The sequence below is a fragment of the Chitinophaga sp. genome (genome assembly GCF_036569125.1).
Lineage (GTDB): Bacteria > Bacteroidota > Bacteroidia > Chitinophagales > Chitinophagaceae > Chitinophaga.
Map to the genome: position 1 here is coordinate 1 of NZ_DATCRF010000178.1, position 4,570 is coordinate 4,570.

Below are 4,570 nucleotides of genomic sequence, written 5' to 3' on the forward strand. Positions count from 1 at the left end.
ATGAGGGCTACGAGGAAAGGGGCCAGTACTATGGACCACCAGTCGAGGAATAAACCGCCCGCATAGCTCAGGGCAACAATGAGGATTAGAGAGGCCAGGAATTTCATGACCGGAAATTATAGAAAATATTGTTATCTGAGAGGGGAATTGTTTGGAGCTGAAAGGATAAAGCAGAAAGCAAAAAGCGATTGACCTTTGTTGCGGATCTTATTTTGGCTGGTTTGGAGAGATGCTTTGGGCGATTGATGCCCTTGTGGCCTCATTTTTTGCATGCCCAACCCGGCCTGCGCCCGCCTGTTCGGATGACTATTGGACTGTGAATGTCGTGTAAGGGGTATGGGTTTGATGGGGCGGCATCAAGCGGGGCGCGGCGGCCAAGGGCCGGAGTTTGGGCATGCAAAAAATGCGGGGAAATAGTGCGATCATGTACGGTAGTTCGTTACATTATGTACGCTGTGTACGCGTGTATGCCCTCGTCCACATACGCTATATGTATACCATGCACATTATACATGATGAATGATTGCAGCCTTAATAAAGTTCTTTCTTTGTTAGCCCATGTTATCAGGTCCGGATCTATGCCTATATTATGCCCGGTATGCCCGGATGATGTTTAGTACCAGATACCGGATGTTCAATCAACTAAGGGGAATTTCCGGGTAAAGGCCTGGTACAACTCCTTATTAAGACTGTAGTTGTTGCCGATCAGGTCCTCTGCGCGGATCCCCTTATTAAAGCTCCAAAGCCGATCGCCTGTTTTGCCATCATACAGAAATACGTATAATTTACTGACAGAGAATTTGATCCGGTCAGTACCTAACAGCTGCGCACCAACGGTGTGGCCGGTGGTATGTACGCGGTTCAGCTCACCGGTTATAACGGCATCTACCTTTAACAAGGCTGCAAGGGCGGATTTGTCCATGAAACTGGAGCGCCGGAAGTCAATGCCGGCGCGATGCAGCAATGAATCGGTTACCTGCCAGTCCTGCACGGTCACCATCCAGCTTTCCTTATCACTCATATAAGAGTTGTAAAAGGCTTGTTGTACCTGCAGGCACAAAATTGAATCCTGGCTAACAGCATCCATACTGGGAGCAGCTATGCGGAAAGGTAAAATGGCAATGGTCTTGTAATCGGGGCCTGCATCCTGTGCACCTTGCTGGGCCTTTAGCCGGCCGGCAGTTAACAGCAGCATTACAAATGCCGCTATCACGTAGCTCTTTTTGTTCATTGGGTATTAGCGGGTATAAGGGAATTTTTTAACGAAAGACCTGAAGAGCTTATCTTCTATCTTTTTATCTCGGTCGAAAAGCTTGTTTGACTGAACTGTTTTCTCAAAGCTCCATAGCTCATTACCGGAAGGGCCATCATATAATTGCATGGTTAACCTGCGCTGCGCACCCATTAATTGCATTACGCCTAAAGTTACTGATACATTGGCCATGCTGTTAGTACCATATTTTTTCAGATCGATGATCTCCAGCTTGCCTGCCAATATAGCATCTACCTTCAGCAGCTGTGCAAGCTGCACTTTATCCATATAGGTTACTTTCCTGAGATCCAGCCTGGCCATTTGCAGCAAGGAATCCGTTACACGCCAGTCCTGTACATCGACGAGCAGCTTGCTTGAATCAGCTGTAATGCTGTTGAACAAGGCTTCCTGCACATCTATGCCTAAAGAGGCTTCACGGGCCCAAGCCTGCTGAAAGGCACTGTCGTTAGCGGACGGCGCCAGCTTATAGGAATGAGCGTTAATAGGTAAAATAGCAATGATCTTATGATCATACTGTTGCGCACGGGTATAGGTAAGTCCTGTGAAAAATAAAATAATGGTTAACAGGTATTGTAATGTCCCTCTCGTGTTCATAAATATAGGTTGGCAGTCCTGCACCACTAAGGTACAGGACTGCTTGTGGTATTACTAAGCTTTTGACGCTTCCAGCGCCTGTTCAATATCTTCCAGAATATCCTTTATGTTTTCCAGTCCTACAGAAATTCGTATAAACCCTGGCGTTATACCTACGTTTATGCGTTCCTCTTCAGTAAGCTTGGCATGTGTAGTGCTGGCCGGGTGAGATGCAATACTGCGGCTATCGCCCAGGTTAGCAGTGAGCGTAAGCATTTTCAGCGCATCCAGGAAGCGTTTGCCCTGTTCCAGTCCGCCTTTCAGCTCGAAACAAACAATACCACCACCGCCGGTCATTTGCTTTTTGGCTATGGCATACTGCGGATGGCTTTCCAGGAAAGGATAACGCACCCAGTTCAGCTGCGTATTTTTCTCCAATGCCTGGGCCAGTGCAAGGGCGCTGGCGCAGTGGCGTTCCATACGTACATGCAGGGTTTCCAGGCTTTTGCTGAGCACCCAGGCATTGAACGGCGACATAGAAGGCCCGGTGCTGCGGCAGAAGGCATAGATCTCTTTTATGAGCTCCTTTTTGCCTACTACGGCTCCGCCCAATACGCGGCCCTGCCCATCCATCCACTTGGTAGCGGAGTGTGTAACCAGGTGCGCGCCGGCCAGGATAGGTTTTTGCAGCACCGGTGTGGCAAAGCAGTTATCTACATTCAGAATAATGTTGTGCTTATTGGCAAGATCTGCCAGGAATTGCATATCAATTACATCCAGGCCCGGGTTAGTGGGCGTTTCCACAAAGATCATCTTTGTGTTGGGCTTGATGAGCGCTTCCACCGTTTCGGGGCGGGTTACATCAAAGTAATCATATGAAATGCCCCATTTAGGCAGGAACTTGGTAACCACCGTGTGGGTAGATCCGAAGATGGCACGGGCCGACAGCAAATGATCGCCGGCCTTCATAAGGGCCATAAAGCTGGCGAAGATGGCGCTCATACCGGAGGCAGTGGCGTAACCGGCTTCTGCCTGTTCCAGCGCACATACTTTTTGCACGAACTCGTCTACGTTAGGATTGCTGAAACGGCTGTAAATGTTGAAGTCCGTTTCATCGGCAAAGGTGGCCCGCATTTCCTCTACATTATCATAGCAGAAGCTGGAGGTCAGGAACATGGGGGTGGAATGTTCCATTTGCCAGGTTCTTTCCGTTTGTATGCGGATGGCTTCTGTATCGGGCTGGTATTTTTTGTCGTCGTTCATTGCTATGTTTTTGAAGCTGAAGGGATAAAGCAGAAAGCAAAAAGCGGTTGGCGCGAAGATTATGCATTCAAGGCTTTATGCTATGTGCTTTTAGCTTTGAGCCTGATTAACCCTTGTTTCCCAGGTAAGATTGGTGCCGGAGCGGCGCAGGGTTTCTGCTACAGAACAGTATTTGTTCATGGAGAGTTCTACGGCGCGGGCAGCTTTATCAGGATCTACCTTTCCATCCAGGTAGAATACGATCTTAGCGGTTTCCCAGATGCTGGGCTCTTTACCTTTTTCGCGTTCAGCTTCAATCTCGATCCGGAAATCAGTGATCTCCTGGCGTTGTTTTTTCAGGATCATAACCACATCAATGGCGGAGCAGCCACCCAGGCCCATAATGAGCATCTGCATGGGGCGTACGCCGTTATTGTTGCCGCCATTCTCTACGGATGAATCCATCAGCACACTATGCCCGTTCTCGTCCGTAGCTTCCATATTGAATCCGTCGTCTATCCTTTTTAGTGAGATCTTCATACGTTCTTGAATTTGGGTGCAAAATTACTTTAAAATGCTCAAAGCTGAAAGCGGAAAGCAAAAAGGGATTGGTAGGGATGGGGATGCAGGAGAAGGTGATTTCGAGGGGAGATTGACTAGGGAAATGCGACCCGGATGGGAAGACTGTGGACAGCATTATGCTTTGGGTTTTGGGCCTTGTGCTTTATGCTTTTAGGTGGTTTTAGACAGATAATGCGGGAAAGCTTTCAGCTTTATGCTTTGTGCTTTTAGCTTTCTTACGTAGTTTCGCGCAAATTTTTTGGGGTTGTCCGCGAATGTATTACATATAAAGGAAGCATTTACACTGGAATCGGGAGCCATACTTCCCGAATTACGCATCGCCTATCATACTTATGGTACGCTGAACGCGGATGGCAGCAATGTTGTATGGGTATGCCATGCGCTGACGGCCAACTCCGACGTGGTTAGCTGGTGGGCAGGCCTGATCGGCGATAATTGCGTAATTGACCCGGCGAAACACTTTATTGTGTGCGCCAATATCCTGGGCTCCTGCTACGGCAGCTCAGGCCCCCTGACGCACAACCAGGCCACCGGGCATCCCTATTTCCAGACCTTTCCTACTGTTACCATCCGGGATATGGTGCAGGCACACATCCTGCTGCGTAAACACCTGGGTATTGACAAGATACACCTGCTGATAGGTGGCTCTATGGGCGGCTACCAGGTGCTGGAATGGGCATTAGCCGAACCAGCTGCCATTGAAAAGCTGTTCCTGCTGTGTACCGGGGCATCGGAAAGCGCCTGGGGTATTGCTATTCATACCGCCCAGCGCCTGGCCATTGAGGCGGATTGCTCCTGGCAGGATGCTACTCCACAAGCCGGCGCCCGTGGCCTGAAAGCTGCCCGCGCCATTGGGATGCTTACCTACCGGAATTACCAGACCTTTGTGCGCACCCAATC

Annotated in this window: 5 protein-coding genes; 1 reads left to right on the forward strand and 4 read right to left on the reverse strand. The window is 49.3% G+C overall.

Going from position 1 to position 4,570, the window contains the following annotated elements:
• Positions 1 to 634: 634 nt before the first annotated feature.
• From VIM87_RS06440 to VIM87_RS06455, 4 genes are all read right to left on the reverse strand, one after another.
• The gene (locus VIM87_RS06440) at positions 635 to 1,231 is read right to left on the reverse strand and encodes a hypothetical protein (protein ID WP_331996180.1); all 597 of its coding nucleotides are present in this window, start codon (positions 1,229 to 1,231) and stop codon (positions 635 to 637) included.
• 6 nt (positions 1,232 to 1,237) lie between these two features.
• A complete protein-coding gene (locus VIM87_RS06445) occupies positions 1,238 to 1,867 on the reverse strand; it encodes a hypothetical protein (RefSeq protein WP_331996181.1) in 630 nt (209 codons plus the stop codon).
• Positions 1,868 to 1,921: 54 nt separating this feature from the next.
• The gene (locus VIM87_RS06450; protein WP_331996182.1) at positions 1,922 to 3,109 is read right to left on the reverse strand and encodes a trans-sulfuration enzyme family protein; all 1,188 of its coding nucleotides are present in this window, start codon (positions 3,107 to 3,109) and stop codon (positions 1,922 to 1,924) included.
• A gap of 90 nt (positions 3,110 to 3,199) precedes the next feature.
• On the reverse strand, positions 3,200 to 3,628 hold the full coding sequence (locus VIM87_RS06455) for an OsmC family protein (protein WP_331996183.1): 429 nt from the start codon (positions 3,626 to 3,628) through the stop codon (positions 3,200 to 3,202).
• A gap of 286 nt (positions 3,629 to 3,914) precedes the next feature.
• On the opposite strand from VIM87_RS06455, the gene VIM87_RS06460 reads away from it, so the two are divergent.
• On the forward strand, positions 3,915 to 4,570 hold a 656-nt coding region (locus VIM87_RS06460), incomplete at its 3' end, for a homoserine O-acetyltransferase family protein (protein WP_331996184.1).